14 protein-coding genes are annotated in these 15248 nt (G+C 61.2%); 3 read left to right on the top strand and 11 right to left on the bottom strand.

Annotated elements, in window-relative coordinates; genetic code table 11:
- Window positions 1-50 precede the first annotated feature (50 nt).
- On the top strand, window positions 51-689 hold the full coding sequence (locus ACMGT0_RS19650) for a glycoside hydrolase family 25 protein (protein WP_054064285.1): 639 nt from the start codon (window positions 51-53) through the stop codon (window positions 687-689).
- Between the two features lie 85 nt (window positions 690-774).
- Window positions 775-2328: an ATP-binding protein gene (locus tag ACMGT0_RS19645; RefSeq protein ID WP_416769369.1), complete on the top strand. Its 1554-nt coding sequence runs from the start codon at window positions 775-777 to the stop codon at window positions 2326-2328.
- Between the two features lie 28 nt (window positions 2329-2356).
- Here the strand turns inward: ACMGT0_RS19645 and ACMGT0_RS19640 are convergent, their stop codons facing one another.
- From ACMGT0_RS19640 to ACMGT0_RS19600, 9 genes are all read right to left on the bottom strand, one after another.
- A complete protein-coding gene (locus ACMGT0_RS19640; RefSeq protein WP_054058113.1) occupies window positions 2357-3067 on the bottom strand; it encodes an SDR family NAD(P)-dependent oxidoreductase in 711 nt (236 codons plus the stop codon).
- 52 nt (window positions 3068-3119) lie between these two features.
- Window positions 3120-3335: a tautomerase family protein gene (locus tag ACMGT0_RS19635; RefSeq protein WP_054058112.1), complete on the bottom strand. Its 216-nt coding sequence runs from the start codon at window positions 3333-3335 to the stop codon at window positions 3120-3122.
- Window positions 3336-3566: 231 nt separating this feature from the next.
- Window positions 3567-4811 (bottom strand): saccharopine dehydrogenase family protein, encoded by a 1245-nt coding sequence (locus tag ACMGT0_RS19630; RefSeq protein ID WP_054058132.1) that lies wholly within the window; start codon window positions 4809-4811, stop codon window positions 3567-3569.
- Window positions 4812-4840: 29 nt separating this feature from the next.
- A complete protein-coding gene (locus tag ACMGT0_RS19625) occupies window positions 4841-5938 on the bottom strand; it encodes a carboxynorspermidine decarboxylase (RefSeq protein WP_054058111.1) in 1098 nt (365 codons plus the stop codon).
- Window positions 5939-6320: 382 nt separating this feature from the next.
- Window positions 6321-6548, bottom strand: a complete 228-nt coding sequence (locus tag ACMGT0_RS19620) for a hypothetical protein (RefSeq protein WP_054058110.1) — start codon at window positions 6546-6548, stop codon at window positions 6321-6323.
- Between the two features lie 72 nt (window positions 6549-6620).
- Entirely contained in the window at window positions 6621-7451 is an 831-nt protein-coding gene (locus tag ACMGT0_RS19615) for a helix-turn-helix domain-containing protein (RefSeq protein ID WP_054058109.1), read from the bottom strand.
- A gap of 540 nt (window positions 7452-7991) precedes the next feature.
- Complete coding sequence (locus tag ACMGT0_RS19610; RefSeq protein ID WP_054058108.1) at window positions 7992-9332, bottom strand: diaminobutyrate--2-oxoglutarate transaminase family protein; 1341 nt, start codon at window positions 9330-9332, stop codon at window positions 7992-7994.
- 586 nt (window positions 9333-9918) lie between these two features.
- Window positions 9919-10734: a helix-turn-helix transcriptional regulator gene (locus ACMGT0_RS19605; RefSeq protein ID WP_416769365.1), complete on the bottom strand. Its 816-nt coding sequence runs from the start codon at window positions 10732-10734 to the stop codon at window positions 9919-9921.
- Between the two features lie 165 nt (window positions 10735-10899).
- On the bottom strand, window positions 10900-11784 hold the full coding sequence (locus tag ACMGT0_RS19600; protein ID WP_416769363.1) for a TauD/TfdA family dioxygenase: 885 nt from the start codon (window positions 11782-11784) through the stop codon (window positions 10900-10902).
- Window positions 11785-11985: 201 nt separating this feature from the next.
- Here ACMGT0_RS19600 and ACMGT0_RS19595 point away from each other — a divergent pair, with 201 nt between their 5' ends.
- Window positions 11986-12936, top strand: coding sequence for a LysR family transcriptional regulator (locus ACMGT0_RS19595; RefSeq protein ID WP_054058105.1), 951 nt, complete (start codon window positions 11986-11988; stop codon window positions 12934-12936).
- Between the two features lie 37 nt (window positions 12937-12973).
- On the opposite strand, the gene ACMGT0_RS19590 is transcribed toward ACMGT0_RS19595, so the two are convergent.
- Entirely contained in the window at window positions 12974-14416 is a 1443-nt protein-coding gene (locus ACMGT0_RS19590) for an efflux transporter outer membrane subunit (RefSeq protein WP_416773516.1), read from the bottom strand.
- Between the two features lie 2 nt (window positions 14417-14418).
- Entirely contained in the window at window positions 14419-15219 is an 801-nt protein-coding gene (locus ACMGT0_RS19585) for a helix-turn-helix transcriptional regulator (protein WP_054058103.1), read from the bottom strand.
- Window positions 15220-15248 lie beyond the last annotated feature (29 nt).

Here is a 15248-nt window from a genome sequence, read left to right as displayed (position 1 = left end):
CATCGGTACGACGGACTATCCGACGGCTGATAACCTCATGGGAGAGAACGATGAGTTGCAGGGAACCAGGCAGCAACGCCTATGCGCGGGGTATCGATGTGTCGCGCTGGCAGGGTGAGATCGATTGGGCGAGGGTGGCGGCGGCCGGCGTCACCCATGGGATCGCGAAAATGAGCGAGGGCGCCACCTACGCCGACCCCAGGTTCGTCGAGAATTTTCGCGGCATGCGCGCCAACGGCTTGCAGGCGGGGGCCTATCACTACTTCAGGGCCTTGAACTGCACCCCAGGCGAGCAACTGGCCAATATCCGCGATCGGCTCGCCGCGGTGGATTTCGAGGTGGGGCGGGACCTTTTCGCCATCGATGTCGAGGCCCGGTACAACGAACAGGCGACCCCGGAGCAGATGGCCGACGGCCTGTTCCAGCTGGTCACGCTGGTCAGGGAACTGCACGGTGGCGCTCATCCGGTCATCTACACCGCTGCCGGCTTCTGGGACCGCCAGGTGGCGTGGCAGTCCTACGATTTCAGCGAGTGCCCGCTGTGGGTCGCCCATTGGCAGGTCGACGAGCCGGTCCTGCCGCAAAGCTGGCGCTGTCGAGGCCTGGGCTGGCGTTGGTGGCAGCACAGCAGCAAGGGCCTGGTGGACGGTATCCAGGGCGAAGTGGACCTTGACTGGGTCACGGTCTGACGGACCGGTCCGGATTTTGGAGGTTTTCTTGGGCAGGCCGATAGCTCGGGTGTAAGGTAACGCAAAAATACCCGTCGAGGCCCCCATGTCCGATCAACCCCTGTCTGGCAGCGTGACCGATGGCGACCGTTTCCGTTTGTTGGTCGATGCCTTGACCGATCACGCGATCTACATGCTCGATCCGCAGGGGAATGTCAGCAGTTGGAACCAGGGCGCACAGCGTATCAAGGGCTACACGGCGGCGGAGGTCGTGGGCAAGCATTTCGCCATGTTCTATACCGCCGAGGACCGGGCCAACGGTGAACCGCAGCGGGCGCTGTCGGTTGCCGCGACCGAAGGGCGCTTCGAGAGGCAGGCCTGGCGGCTGCGCAAGGACGGCACGCGGTTCATGGCCCATGTGATACTGGACCCGATCCGCGCCGACAACGGCGAGATTCTCGGCTTTGCCAAGATCACCCGTGATATCACCGAGTCGGTCCAGGCGCAGAAGGAGCTGGATCTGGCCCGCGAAGCCCTGTTCCAGTCGCAGAAACTCCAGGCCATCGGCCAGCTCAGTGGCGGTATCGCCCATGACTTCAACAACCTGCTGACGGTGATCCGCGGCAACCTCGAACTGCTGAGCAAGCGGGTCGACGGTGATGTGCGGCTCTCCCGGCTGGTGGACAATGCCTTGCAGGGGACCGCGCGCGGCGTCTCGCTGACCCAGCGCATGCTGGCCTTCGCCCGGCGCCAGGAGTTGCGCACCGAGGCGGTCCGCCTGCCACTCCTGCTGGACAACCTCATCGAGCTGTTGCGCAGTTCGGCAGGCGGCCAGGTGACGGTCCTGACCCAACTGGACGAGGCGCTGCCGCCGGTGCATGCCGATATCAACCAGCTGGAACTGGCCCTGCTCAACCTGGTGAGCAATGCCCGCGACGCCATGCCGACGGGTGGCAGCATCCGCATCGCCGCCGAAGTTCACGGCAAGGTCGACAGGCTGCCTCACGATGAGTACGTGTGCCTGTCGGTCAGCGACGACGGCGAGGGCATGGACGAGCGCACCCTGGCCTACGCCGCCGACCCGTTCTTCACCACCAAGGGGGTGGGCAAGGGCACCGGTCTGGGTTTGTCGATGGTCCACGGTCTGGCCGAGCAACTGGGGGGGCGCCTGGTCCTCAAGAGCACCAGGGGCCAGGGCACCACCGCCGAACTCTGGCTGCCGGTGGACAAGGAGGCCGACCCGGGAGTCCGTCCACTGGCCGAGGGCCGGCAACAGCCGTTGTTCAAGCCGCTGACGGTGCTGCTGGTCGATGATGACAGCCTGGTGCTCAACAGCACCGTGCTGCTGCTCGAGGATCTGGGGCATCGGGTGCTCTGCGCGACTTCCGGCGCCCAGGCGCTGCTGTGTCTGGAGCAGCATTCGGGCATCGACCTGATGATCACCGACATGATCATGCCGGAAATGGACGGGGCCCAACTGGCCAAGGTGGTGCGCCAGTTGCAGCCGGAACTGCCGATCATTCTGGCCACCGGTTACTCCGGGCACCTGGATGACATGGCCGTCCAGCTGCCGCGGATTCTCAAGCCCTACAGCCAGTCGCAACTGGCGGAGATCCTGGCGCAGGTGTTGTCCCGCAGCACTCGCCCGGCGGCGGACTGACCGCAGGGCGGGTGACCGGTTGCGCCCGTCAATGGCCGGCGCTTTGCCCGCCATCCACATGCAGGATCTCGCCGGTGACGAATCCGGCCGACTCCAGGTAGACGATCGCCTGGGCAATGTCGCCGACTTCGCCCATGCGCCCGACCGGGTGCAGCCGGCCCAGCGCGGCATGGGTCTGCTCGCCGTGCATCGGCGTCTTGATGATGCCGGGGCTGACCGCATTCACCCGGATCCCGCGCTTGGCGTATTCGATCGCCAGTGACTTGGTCGCCGAGTTGAGCCCGCCCTTGGTCAGCGAGGCCAGTACCGAGGGCACGCCGTCGACGGCGTGATCCACCAGGCTGGTGGTGACGTTGACGATATGACCACCGCCCTGTTTCTCCATCTGTGCGACCGCCAGTTGGGTGATGTAGAAGAAACCGTTGAGGTTCACCGACAGCACATTGGCGTAGTCGGCCGGGGTGTAGGCGGTGAAGGGCTTGGCGATGAAGATCCCGGCGTTGTTGATCAGGCTGTCGATGCGGCCGAAGCGCGCCAGGCCTTCGCTGATCACCCGTTCGGCGGTGGCCGGCTCGCCGATGTCACCGGCGATGGTGAGGATGTCCGGATCGTCGGACGGCTGGATCGAGCGGGAGGTGGCGACCACCCGGTAGTCGAGGGCGCGGAAGGCCTTGACCACCTCGGCGCCGATCCCCTGGGAAGCGCCGGTAATCACGACGACTTTGCTGGCATTGCTCATGATGAAACCTCTGTAGTCGGTAAAGGAGGGGGCAGCCGGTGGCGCGCGGTGGTCACGACGAGGTCCGGGCCAACTGCTCGCGGTAGGCGGTAGTGGTGATGCCGGCGTAGCCCCAGTTATCGGTGTCGACTTCCTCGATCACGATATGGGTCAGGTCCGGACGTTTGCCGAGCACCCGTTGCAGGGTTTCGGTGATTTCGGCGATGACCTGGGCCTTCTGCTCCCGGGTGACGCCGTCGCGGGTGATGCGCACGTTGACGAAAGGCATGACAACTCTCCAGTGACCGGCCGATCGGGATGACCGGCAGGCAGTGGGGTCAATCTATTGAGTTGCCTGGATGAGATAAATCGGCTTTCAAGAACATCATTAGTGATGTCATGTAATGAATGGCCAGGGCGCCCGCATCGACCGGGTACTGGAATGAAAAACGCCCCGGACCGCAACGGCCGGGGCGTTTTTCGTTTACGCGGGCCTCGGCGAGGCCCGGCAGGGCAGCGATCAGGCGATAGCGTCCCAGGCGCGATCACCGCGCTCGTCCTTGATGCGGGTCGGCAGGCCCATCACGTCCAGCGCCTTGAGGAACGGCTCGGCTGGCAGTTCCTCGACGTTGGCCATGCGCTGCACGTCCCACTCGCCACGGGCGACCAGCAGGGCGGCGGCCACTGGCGGTACGCCGGCGGTGTAGGAAATGCCCTGGCTGTCGGTTTCGGCGTAGGCGTCCTCATGGTCGGCCACGTTGTAGATGAACAGCTCGCGTGGCTGGCCATCCCTGGTGCCCTTGACCAGGTCGCCGATGCAGGTCTTGCCGGTGTAGCCCGGTGCCAGCGAGGCAGGGTCGGGCAGCACGGCCTTGACCACTTTCAGCGGCACCACTTCCAGGCCTTCGGCGGTCTTGACCGGCTTCTCGGAGAGCAGGCCGAGGTTCTTCAGCACGGTGAACACGTTGATGTAGTGTTCGCCGAAGCTCATCCAGAAGCGCACGTTGGGCACGTCGAGGTTCTTCGACAGCGAGTGCACTTCATCGTGGCCGGTCAGGTACAGGTTCTGCGAGCCCACGACCGGCAGGTCGTCGGTGCGCTTGACTTCGAACATGGTGTTGCTGGTCCACTGGCTGTTCTGCCAGCTCCACACCTGTCCGGTGAATTCGCGGAAATTGATCTCGGGATCGAAATTGGTGGCGAAATATTTGCCATGGGAACCGGCGTTGACGTCGAGAATGTCGATCGAGTCAATGCGGTCGAAATACTGTTGCTGCGCCAGGGCCGCATAGGCATTGACCACACCCGGGTCGAAGCCTACGCCGAGAATGGCGGTGATGTTCTTCTGTTGGCATTCCTCGAGGTGCTTCCACTCGTAGTTGCCATACCATGGCGGGGTCTCGCAGACCTTGCCCGGTTCTTCGTGGATGGCGGTGTCGAGGTAGGCCACGCCGGTATCGATGCAGGCACGCAGTACCGACATGTTGAGGAACGCGGAGCCGACGTTGATGACGATCTGCGATTCGGTCTCGCGGATCAGCGCCTTGGTCGCTTCGACGTCCAGGGCGTTCAGTGCAAAAGCCTTGATGTCGGCGGGCTGCTTGAGGCTGCCCTTGGCTTTGACGCTGTCGATGATGGCCTGGCATTTGGAGATGTTGCGCGACGCGATAGCAATACGACCGAGTTCATCGTTGTGCTGCGCGCACTTGTGGGCCACCACCTTGGCGACACCTCCTGCACCAATGATAAGTACGTTCTTCTTCAATTTGCTCATTTCTCCTTGGGACGGCCAGCTTACGAGAGGCTGGACAGGTAATCGTCGTAGCTGAACTCACGAACCGTCTCGACGCTACCGTCGAGTTGTTTCACTACGATGGACGGCATTTTCAGGCCGTTGAACCAGTTTTTCTTGACCATTGTGTAGCCTGCCGCATCGATGAACGACAGTCGATCGCCGATGGCCAGCGGCCGATCGAAGGTGTATTCGCCGAAGATGTCACCCGCCAGGCAGGACTTGCCGCAGACCATGTAGGTGTGGCTGCCGTCGTTCGGCTCCATCTTGGCGTTGAGGCGGTAGATCAGCAGGTCGAGCATGTGCGCTTCGATCGAGCTGTCGACCACCGCCAGGTTCTTGCCGTTGTAGAGGGTGTCGAGCACGGTGACTTCCAGCGAGGCGCTCTGGGTGATCGCCGCTTCGCCCGGCTCCAGGTAGACCTGCACGCCGTACTTCTGCGAGAACGCCTTGAGCCGTGCGCAGAACGCATCCAGGGCGTAGCCTTCACCGGTGAAATGGATACCGCCGCCCAGGCTGACCCATTCGACCTTGTGCAGCAGGTGGCCGAAGCGTTCCTCGATGGTGCCCAGCATCTGGTCGAACAGGCCGAAGTCGCCGTTCTCGCAGTTGTTGTGGAACATGAAGCCGGAGATCTGCCCGATGACCTGCTCGATCTTCGCCGGGTCCCATTCGCCCAGGCGGCTGAACGGCCGGGCCGGGTCGGCCAGCAGGTAGTCGGAGCTGCTCACCTGCGGGTTGACCCGCAGACCGCGGGTCTTGCCCGCCGAGGCTTGGGCAAAGCGCTGCAACTGGCCGATGGAGTTGAAGATGATCTTGTCGCAGTTCTCCAGCATTTCGCCGATTTCGTCATCGGCCCAGGCCACGCTGTAGGCATGGGTTTCGCCGGCGAACTTCTGGCGGCCGAGCTTGAGCTCGTAGAGCGACGAGGACGTCGTGCCATCCATGTATTGCTGCATGAGGTCGAACACCGACCAGGTGGCGAAACACTTGAGCGCCAGGAGCGCCTTGGCCCCGGACTGTTCGCGCACGTAGGCGATCTTCTGCAGGTTGACCAGCAGTTTCTGCTTGTCGATGAGGTAGTACGGCGTCTTGATCATTTCGAGGCCTCCGGCAGGGCTAGCCAAAAAAAGGACGCGCATTGTGCCCTTAGTTGGTTCATATCGAAAGGTTATCGGGTGTATTTCGCCCATTGAGTGACTCGCACGGCTCTGCGGGCAGCCTGGACGCAGCGTGACGCAGGCCTGCCGCACCCTGGTTTTCGTCGGTGCGCACGGCCCTTGACGGACAGGACGCCGGGCTGCGGCCCGAGGCATCCGTGTTCCGGGTGCATGAAAAGCGAAAAGCCCGCCTGGTTCAGGAGCGGGCTTTCGGCAGATGGGTCAAATCCCTTTGACTGCGATCATTGTGTCTGGGGATTGTGACGATATCATGATTGACGGATGGCGCCGTGGCAGCTCGCCAGGCGGCGGGTCGGGTGGCTCAGGACTCGGGGCGTTCCTGAGGGTCGCTCCTTCGCTGCGGCGCAGTGCCGACGTGCACCAGGTTGGCCTCGGCGAAGAAGCCCTGCACGGTACGGTGCTTGGCCTGGTACTCGCAGTGCACCAGGGTGCTGTCCGGCAACTGGCCGGCCTGGGCGGGTTGCTTGACCACCATCCGGATCCCTCCCGAACGCAGTCTTACGTGTTGGCCCGGCTCGAACTTGCTCATGGTTGTCGCTCCAGTAAGGACCCGCCTGCACGAGTGCGCAGAGCGGCGGCAGGGTAAACGCAAGGGTGACTGTCAGGCCTGCATGGGCACCGGGGTACCGACCATCCATTTGGCCAGCCCATGCCGGCCACTGACCCCCAGCTTGGCGGCAGCGCGCTTGAGATAGGTTTCGATGGAGCTGTTCTTGACGCACAGCTTTTCGGCCATCTCCGGCACGGTGCCGCCGTTGAGCAGGCCCAGGCAGACCTCCTGCTCGCGGACCGACAGGGTGATGTCGCACAGCGCCAGGCGTTCCTTGAAGTCACGCTGCAGAGACGTCAGTTCGTTTTCCGCGGCCGGGTTGGGCAGCCAGGTCCCGAGCTTCTGGAGCGACTGGCGGGTGATCTGGGCATGGCGCTCGATCAGCGGCAGGAGCGTTTCCGAGAGGCTCTTGAGGAACGACAGTTCCGTCAGGGAAAAGGTCTTCTGGTGCAGCGGGCGATACAGCGAGATCAGGCTGCGGCGGTTGCTCTTGAGCGACACCAGGCAGCACTGGTGGTACTCGGCATGGCTGCGCGGTCTGCCGGCCACGGCAGGCCTGGCGTTCACCTGGATCAGCAAGGGGTGATCCATCTCGAGGATGTCCTTGCTCAGCGGGTGTTCGCTCGGGTGCCTGACGTTGCTCGGCGGCGGAATGTCTTCCGGCTCGCCGGCCCCGCCCATCAGGCGGATGTCGACGACACGGCCCTGGCGGTCGTCGACGGTCCATTCGCTCAACTCCACCGCATTGACCGGCACCAGTTGCGTGACCAGGCGATAGAGACCCTCGGCGAAGTGTTGCTGACCTACATTGAGGACCAGTTCGCCCAGTTCGTGATAGAAGCGGGCACTTTCCAAATTCAGGATACTGCTGGTTCGGTTCATTCCTGTTTACCTGTTCAGGTGCAGCACCCTGGCAACCTTCCAAAGACCGTTGCCATACGGTGCAAGCCCTACGTTCCTACGACTTCACGAAGCGATTCAGCAATTGGAGTGAATTTGAATCCATATGGGAATCGAGTGTCTGTAGCGGAATTCTGGGACAGAAAAGACGCGGAATCGACGCCAAAAACCTGGCTCTTTATATGATGAATATATTCAAAAGGGTGAAAACGCTCCCTGGGAAGGCCTTTTGGGAATATCAATGTATTGATTTGAAAGAATATTTCTGGCCGGAGGGGCTGGACTAAGAGATGACATTTTTGTTACAGGGTTGTTGTTGTAAGTCATCGCTTACATGAAGAACTGTTATTTTTCCTTCTCTATGTATGGATATGCCTACAACCTCTGCGCAAGGAAAATGGTCCGAACCCCTGCCATCCATGACGTTCGCGTACGAAGTTGAACGCTGTTGAATGTTGCCGCGCCGGACGGCGGCGGCATGGCGGGGATCCGGGCTGGATCGTGGGTTGCTGGAGCCGGGGGTCAGGCGATCTCGCCGAGCACGTGCCGGCGTTTGTCGCAGGTCTTGCGTACCGCCTGTTCGAAGCGCTCGAGCACCTGGCCAATATCGGCCTCGGTGATGTTCAGCGGCGGCAGCAAGCGCAGCACCGCACCGTGGCGGCCACCGGTTTCGATCACCAGACCGTTCTCGAAGCAGTTGAGCTTGATCTCCCGTGCGCGCTGGCCATCACCCGGGCCCGCACGCCCGCCGACGCCGGGGCGGGTGATTTCGACGCCGAGCATCAGGCCACGCCCGCGCACGTCACCAATGAAGTCATGGCGCTGGGCAATCTGTTTCAGGCCATTCTCGAGTATCTGGCCCATCGCCGAGGCGTTGGCCTCCAGTCGGTTTTCGCGGATATGGCGCATGGTCGCGGCGCCGGCGACCATCGCCAATTGGTTGCCGCGGAAGGTTCCTGCGTGGGTGCCCGGGCCCCAGGTGTCGAGGTGGTCGGCATAGACGATAACCGACAGTGGGTAGCCGCCACCGATGGCCTTGGACAACACCAGGATATCCGGGACGATGCCCGCCTGTTCCAGGGCGAAGGTGGTGCCGGTTCGGCCGAGACCGGTCTGGACTTCATCGATGATCAGCAGGATTTCCTGTTCGAGGGTGATTGCCCGCAGTTCCCGCAGCCAGTTGGCCGAGGCCGGGATGCAGCCACCTTCGCCCTGTATGACTTCCACGATCACCGCCGCCGGCTTGGTCACGCCGCCCTCGGGGTCGCAGAGCACATTGCGGATGTAGTCGATGGACAACTGCTCGGTGTGTTCGCCGCTGGTGCCGAAAGGGCAACGGAAGCGGTAGGGGAAGGGCAGGAAGTGGGTGTCCTGGGCGATGATGCCATGGTTGCTCTTGGGGCGCAGATTGCCCATGGCCGACAAGGCACCGGCGGTCATGCCATGGTAGCCGCCCTGGAACGCCATCAGGGCCGAACGCCGGGTGTAGTGGCGGGCGAGCTTGATGGCGGCTTCGACGGCATCCGAGCCGGTGGGGCCGCAGAACAGGATCTTGCTGGTGTTGCGCATGGCGTCGGGCAGCAGTGAGAACAGTTCCTGGACAAACGCGTACTTGGCCGGCGTCGCCAGATCCAGGCCTTGCTGCAGGTGATCGCCGGCGAGGAACTCCATGACTGCGGCCTTGACCGGGGGCGGGTTGTGGCCCAGGGCCAGGGTTCCGGCGTTGGACAGGCAATCGAGGTATTCCTTGCCATGGGCGTCCCTGATCCGCATGCCCTTGCCGCTGACGAACAGTTGCTGGAATGTCGCTGCATAAGTGCGCGCATTCGACTCGACTTTCCTGAGGTAGCTGAGTTCTTCCATTACTTGATCACCCTATGACGGTTGGTGAAACAACAGGTTGCCAACAGATAGCGCTGCTCGCGCATAACAAATCCCGAATGAAGGTTCAGTCGAGTGATGTAACGCTCATGTATTCCTGCAACTGTCGAGCGACAGCCGGGTCGCCGCCGGTATCGATAAGGCCGGTTTGATTCAAGCCGGCCGGGCTTCGATGAACAGATGGCGATTCATGATCTTGCGATGCTGTAGCGGGGCATGCAAATGTTTCATCGGGAAGTTGTCCCGGTATTGGATGGCAGTCGCCCGGTTATTTCATGCCAGCTGACGGAAGGGATTACGACTGGCTGTCCGGTTTGCCCCTGGGGAGGCTCTCGGGTATAGACGGGAAAGACTTGGCAAGTCATCAGCGAAGTGGAACTTTTCAGGCCTGGAAAAGTCCCGCAAGGCTGATTGGGAGAAAAGAATCGTTCAGCAGAAATTCATTTGAAAAGTTGTAGCGAAAGGGTTCTTTCAGACTCTAGGGGCAGCATCGATACAGCGACTTCGAGCGTTCTGCGGGTACTGCGCAAGGCGCCCGCGGGATGGCCCGCCGGGTGGCCTGCGTGAGTCACCCGGCAGTGCGTTCGCTGGCGTGCATCCAGCGGATCAGCGAATGGCGCCCGCTTATTCCCATCTTGATGGCGGCCCGTTTGAGGTAGCTTTCCACCGTATTGACCCCCAGGCCCAGGTGTTTTGCCAGCTCTGGCCCGGTCAGGCCGGCGAGCAGGCCGACGCAGATTTCGGTTTCCCGCGATGACAGTTTCAAGCCGGACTGGGACAGGCGCAGGTCGAAGCGCTGGCGCAGGCTTTCGATACCACGGTGGTACTGGCCATCCAGATCAAAGACCGGTTCCTCGCGGCGACGGGCGGGTTGGCGAATGGTGCTGATATGTTTTTCCACCAGGGGCAGCAGCAAGTGAGAGAAGTTATGCAGGGAGGAGCGTTCCTGTGCTGAAAAGTGCTGCGAAGGATTGCAGCGATACAGCGAGATAACGTAGCGGTAGTCTTTCTTGTTGCTGCTCAAGTGCAGTTCAGCGGAATTGTCTGAAGAGAAATCATGCTCCTGGGGGATGCTCTGTCGGCAAGTAGCGAAGCTGGCCAGGCGTTGTGTCGAGTTGTATCCGGCGAGCAAGTCGTCAGTCAATGAGATCGGCGGGGAGGTGTCTGCAGAGGTCCAGTTTGTGTCACGATTTTTATTGTCGAAAGATACTTTCGAGAGGTTGTCTGAAAGATTACCGATCGGTTCTGCAGGGAACTGGGTAATATGCGTGGCGTCCACTGGAAGGTGGGTCAGAATCAGATCGTGAAGCAGGCGCGGAAAGTGGCTGCTGCCGGTACTTGCAATAACTTTTCCAATGTGTGGGAACAACTTCTGTGCGTTCATCGACTTTACCCGTGTGTCGCCATTTTTCTGTTTAAGGCATAAAAACTCATTACCGATAGAGGGGGCATGAACAGCGAATGCCCCTTGCCACGGCACAATGAATTGTTCACGCCGCCAGTGATTTCAGGCTGTCGTCCGGCACCCCGTGGTCCAGGTCCGTCGTCTTCATGAAGGTGTTACCAGCGTCAGCCGTGGCTTGTGCTTGCGAGCTGGCGTGGTGTGCTCGGTGGACATGACGAAGGTTCTTTGAATCCAGCGATCGCGCCCATCGAGTTGCGCGGAGAAGGCGCTGCGGGCGTGGGCGGTTTTGCGGTTATCGATCACCAGCAGGTCACCGGCCTGGAGGGCCACCGGCTGTGCCACTTCCCAGGCCACGCGGCGCAGCTGCTGCATCTTGTCTTGCGCCAGGCCGCTGGCGGCGACCATGAAGTGCGGGTCGAAACGGAAGGAGGGCCATTGCGGATTGCCGTACAGCACGGTCTGCTTCCTGTTTATATCGATTCGACAGTTCTTTTCTTTCACGCCGTAATCAGAAAGGAAGTTATATTTTTCGGTTTGAAAGAATTCGATATCCGCAGCACTCAGGCGATCGAGAATGTTATCGACCGAACTGATATAGGTGATGGCTTGTGCAGCAGGATCCTGACGCAGGCAGAGGAGAATCAGATAGTCCGGCGACTGGTCGTGGAAGGCATTCTCGGTGTGCAGGTCGAGTTCGGTGTCATAGCTGTCGGAAGTTGCTTGTGCGGAGAACTTCTTTTGCGGGAAAAAATTGTTTACGAGAGCTCCGTCAGACTCTTGAATATAGCCTATTGGCTCCCCTAGTATGCTTGTTGCTGATAGAATTGTTTGTTCGCTGATGTTGCACTTCTTATCTAGCACGGAACGATCCGTTGGAGTTGGGGGGATGTCGCCGATGGGCTGATTTTTCAGGACTATATAACCGCTTTTGTTACTGTTCAGGCGGAAATCCAGCAGCGTGGATTGGGTTTCCGGGCTCAGCTTTTCAGCCAGGGTAGTAGCGGGCAGTAGAAGGGTGGAATTGCGCATGTCGAGTGTTCTTCTGTGTGGAGTTCGTGGGTCGTTTCAGGCTGGTAAAAGGGATCGCGGCAGGCATCTCTTTGTGCGCAATTTGTGTTTTTGGGATTGGTCTGTGCGCCGATTCTTATAGTTAGTTGGCTCTCTTATGAATGTTCGAAATTATCCAGCAGTTCTTTATCTTGAAAAAACAGAAAATAGGGATGGGTAAGGATGAGTATTTATCATGATCCGTACGGTGAAGTTCTCAACCGCTTGCCGCCGCTGTACGCCTTGCGCGCTTTTGAACTGGCGGCTCGTTTCAGTTCCTTTACCACTGCGGCGGATCATCTGTGTATTACCCAGAGTGCCGTGAGTCGGCACGTTCGAACTTTGGAGGAACACTTCGGTTGTTCTTTGTTCGAGCGCAAGGGACCGAAGATCTTTCTGACTGACGCGGGTCGACTATTGGCCCAGGAACTGAAAATAGGTTTCAGGATCATCGAACATGCCTGTCTCTCCACCGCGCGCAAGGAACAGGCACTGCGACTCAAGGCGCCTTCCACATTGACCATGCGCTGGCTGTTGAATGTGCTGGACGGATTCAATGAATTGCATCCCGACGATCAGGTGCAATTGACCAGCGAATGGATGGATGTCGATTTCGTCGACTTCGACTCAGAGCCTTTCGACTGTGCGGTGTTATTGGGCTCGGGTGTGTTTCCGGGAGACTGGAACTACATCAAGCTGTTTGACGAGTGGCTGGTCCCCGTCTGTTCTCCGCAACTGATCGAGCGCCTGGAACTACAGGGCGGTCATATTTTCTCCGCCGGACTGATTCATCCTTCCCGGGACCGTCGCGACTGGCAGCGCTGGCTGGAAAGTACCGGGCTGATCGGGGCCGTGTCCTGGCAGAAGGGCAAGATCTTCGACACCCTGGAACTGGGCATTTCCGCCGCTATCCAGGGGCATGGCATTTCCATCGGTGACCTGGCGCTGGTCGGCGACGAATTGCTCAAGGGCGCCCTGATGCTGCCATCGAAAAAAGCCGTGCGTACCGGCGACAGCTACTATCTGGTCTGGCCCGACCGGGCTCGTGACAACAAGATGCTGGGGATGCTGAAAAACCATCTTTGCGAAAACGTCCCCAAGATCGATCGGGTGGACATGGAATTTCTGGACTGAAAGAGGGCGGCAGCGTGAGCGGGGCCGCCCCCCGGATTCAGCGTCGCGCATCGGACAGTGCCAGGTTGTTGGCCGGCTGTGCCCAGGGCCCACCCAGTGCGGTGTACAGGTTGACCTGGGCCACCAGTTGCGCCAACCGGTCGTTGATCAGTCCCTGCTGGGCGGTGAACAGCGAACGCTGGGCGTCGAGGAATACCAGACTGCTGTCGACTCCGGTGCGATAGCGGCGTTGGGCCAGGTCGTAGTAGGTCTGCGTCGCCTCCACCAGGTCGCGTTGGGCACTGAGCTGTTCGTGGTAGGTCTGACGAGCCGCCAGTCCATCGGCGACTTCCTGGAAGGCGGTCTGGATCGATTTCTCGTACTGCGCCACCAGCATGTCTTTCTGCAACTTGGCGTAATCCAGGCTGGCCCGCAGGGCGCCTGCGTTGAAGATCGGCAGGTTGATCTGCGGTTGGAAGGTCCAGCCGCCGGAGCCGGCCTCGAACAGTCCGGACAGTTCCTTGCTCGAAGTGCCGGTGCTGGCGGTCAGCGTGACGCTGGGGAAGAACGCCGCCCGGGCCGCACCGATATTGGCGTTGGCCGCCTTGAGCTTGTATTCCGCCTGGAGGATATCCGGGCGCCGCTGCAACAGATCCGATGGCAGGCCCGCCGGGACCTGCGCGACCAGGTCATTGGCCAGCGGCAGGCCGGGCAGGGTATCGGGCACCGGTCCGCCGACCAGCAGGGTCAGGTTGTTCAGGTCCTGGGCCACCAGGCGCTGGTAGCGGGCCACGCTGGCGCGGGCGCTTTCGACGCTGGTCTGGGCCTGGAGCGTATCGAGGGTCGACATCTTGCCGGCGTCGCGGTTGTGTCGGGTCAGGCTCAGGCTTTCCTCGTCGGCCTGCAGGGTCTTGCGGCTCAGCGCCAGCAGTTCCTGGTCGGCGCGCCAGGTCAGGTAGGCGTTGGCAACATTCGCCACTAGGCTGAGGTGGGTGCTGCGGCGGGCCTCCTCGGTGGCAAGGTAGTTGGCCATCGCCTGGTCGGTGAGGCTGCGTACCCGGCCGAACAGGTCCAGTTCATAGGCGCTGATGCCCAGGTTCGCCGAATAGGTCGAGGTGATCGCCGACTTGTTGGTGCCGGTCAGGCTGCCGGGTACGCGCTGGCGGGTACCGCTGCCATTGGCGGACACCGCCGGGAACAGGTCGGCCCGCTGGATCCGGTACTGTGCCTGGAAGGCTTCCACGTTCAGCGCGGCCACGCGCAGGTCGCGGTTGTTGTCCAGGGCCTGGGCGATCAGCTGGCGCATCGACGGGTCCTGGAACACCTGTTGCCAGTCGGCGCCCGCCGCGACCTGGGCGTCGGCCGCGGATGGCGCTGCGTAGGCCGGCCCCGACGGAAACTGGGCGGCGCTGGGCGAAGCGGGTTGCCGATACTCCGGTATCAGCGAGCAGCCGCCGAGCAGCAGTGCCATGAGCAGCAGGGAGATCGGCGACTTGTTCATTTTCACGCTCGGGCCATCCATCGTGCGAGTCCGTGTCGGCCGCTGACACCCAGTTTGCTGGCGGCACGCTTGAGGTAGGTTTCGATCGAACTGTTCTTCACGCAAAGCTGTTCGGCCAGGCGCGGAATGGTGCCGCCGCTGAGCAGCCCGAGACAGACCTCCTTTTCCCTGGCCGAGAGCACGACCTGCTCCAGCGCCAGACGCTCGTCGAAGGCCTGCTCCAGTGGCTTGTGTTCCAGCTCGACGTCAGCCGCGGGCGGGGTATTCATCACGGCTCTCGCGGCCGTCTGCCGGCTGATCCAGGCGTGCCGTTCGGTCAGTGGCAGCAGGGTATCGGAGAGGTTCTTGAGGAACGACAGTTCGCTCAGGGAAAACACCGGCCGCACCTGCGGGCGGCAGAACGAGATGACCCAGCGCCGATTGGCGGTGCGCGAGACCAGGTTGCACTGGTGGTTGTTGTCCCGGGTGCCTCGGCTACCGGCATTCATCTGGATCAGCAGCGAGTCGTCCATCCCGGTCATCCTTTCCAGCAGCGGACTGTTGTCGTGATGGTGCAGTACGGCGGCGGGCGCAGGGTCCTGTTCGAGGGCGGCGCAACCCAGAGGCTTGATATCGAGCACGCTGGCCTGGCGCTCGTCGAGTGTCCACTCGCTGAGTTCGACCAGGTCCACCGGCACCAGCTTGTCCACCAGCCGCAGCATGTTGGCGGCGAAGTGATCGTTGCCGGTACTGGAAATCAGCTCCCCCAGTTCACAGTAGAAGTGGGAGTTTTCAAGGTTCGTCATGCTACTGCCAAGACTCATATCGTCATCATCCTTGAGCCGGACCCGGG

The organism is Pseudomonas sp. RHF3.3-3 (assembly GCF_048069595.1).
Lineage (GTDB): Bacteria > Pseudomonadota > Gammaproteobacteria > Pseudomonadales > Pseudomonadaceae > Aquipseudomonas > Aquipseudomonas fuscovaginae_B.
The sequence above is the reverse complement of the archived record's forward strand: the minus strand, read 5'-3'. Positions and strand labels throughout refer to the sequence as shown.

What these genes read in the sequence shown, in the direction of transcription:
- ACMGT0_RS19625 (WP_054058111.1), bottom strand. Translation starts at nt 5,938, where the DNA reads ATGATCAAGACGCCGTACTACCTCATCGACAAGCAGAAACTGCTGGTC.
- ACMGT0_RS19635 (WP_054058112.1), bottom strand. Translation starts at nt 3,335, where the DNA reads ATGCCTTTCGTCAACGTGCGCATCACCCGCGACGGCGTCACCCGGGAG.
- ACMGT0_RS19595 (WP_054058105.1), top strand. Translation starts at nt 11,986, where the DNA reads ATGAGTATTTATCATGATCCGTACGGTGAAGTTCTCAACCGCTTGCCG.
- ACMGT0_RS19600 (WP_416769363.1), bottom strand. Translation starts at nt 11,784, where the DNA reads ATGCGCAATTCCACCCTTCTACTGCCCGCTACTACCCTGGCTGAAAAG.
- ACMGT0_RS19645 (WP_416769369.1), top strand. Translation starts at nt 775, where the DNA reads ATGTCCGATCAACCCCTGTCTGGCAGCGTGACCGATGGCGACCGTTTC.
- ACMGT0_RS19620 (WP_054058110.1), bottom strand. Translation starts at nt 6,548, where the DNA reads ATGAGCAAGTTCGAGCCGGGCCAACACGTAAGACTGCGTTCGGGAGGG.
- ACMGT0_RS19640 (WP_054058113.1), bottom strand. Translation starts at nt 3,067, where the DNA reads ATGAGCAATGCCAGCAAAGTCGTCGTGATTACCGGCGCTTCCCAGGGG.
- ACMGT0_RS19605 (WP_416769365.1), bottom strand. Translation starts at nt 10,734, where the DNA reads ATGAACGCACAGAAGTTGTTCCCACACATTGGAAAAGTTATTGCAAGT.
- ACMGT0_RS19615 (WP_054058109.1), bottom strand. Translation starts at nt 7,451, where the DNA reads ATGAACCGAACCAGCAGTATCCTGAATTTGGAAAGTGCCCGCTTCTAT.
- ACMGT0_RS19650 (WP_054064285.1), top strand. Translation starts at nt 51, where the DNA reads ATGAGTTGCAGGGAACCAGGCAGCAACGCCTATGCGCGGGGTATCGAT.
- ACMGT0_RS19610 (WP_054058108.1), bottom strand. Translation starts at nt 9,332, where the DNA reads ATGGAAGAACTCAGCTACCTCAGGAAAGTCGAGTCGAATGCGCGCACT.
- ACMGT0_RS19585 (WP_054058103.1), bottom strand. Translation starts at nt 15,219, where the DNA reads ATGAGTCTTGGCAGTAGCATGACGAACCTTGAAAACTCCCACTTCTAC.
- ACMGT0_RS19590 (WP_416773516.1), bottom strand. Translation starts at nt 14,416, where the DNA reads ATGAACAAGTCGCCGATCTCCCTGCTGCTCATGGCACTGCTGCTCGGC.